Origin of the sequence: Paraburkholderia sp. SIMBA_027, assembly GCF_046535315.1 — a bacterium.
Lineage (GTDB): Bacteria > Pseudomonadota > Gammaproteobacteria > Burkholderiales > Burkholderiaceae > Paraburkholderia > Paraburkholderia tropica.
Window position 1 is genome coordinate 1 of record NZ_JAWRWY010001723.1, and the last position, 231, is coordinate 231.

General features: G+C 56.7%; 1 protein-coding gene. It reads left to right on the top strand.

Annotated features, from left to right (window positions below; translation table 11 throughout):
• On the top strand, positions 1–231 hold a 231-nt coding region (locus SB764_RS45060; RefSeq protein WP_410867442.1), incomplete at both ends, for a ribonuclease E/G.

Genomic DNA, 231 nt, shown 5'->3' on the forward strand with positions numbered 1-231 from the left:
GTTGGCGCACCGAGCGTCATCTATGAAGACCTGGGCCTGGCGCTGCGCACCCTGCGCGACCTGGTCAGCACAAAGATCGAGAAAATTCGCATCGACTCGCGGGAAACCTTCCAGCGCACTACGCAGTTTGTTGCCGAACTGATGCCGGAAATTGCCGATCGCCTGGAACACTACCCTGGCGAACGCCCAATCTTTGACCTGTATGGCGTCGAAGATGAAATTCAGAAAGCC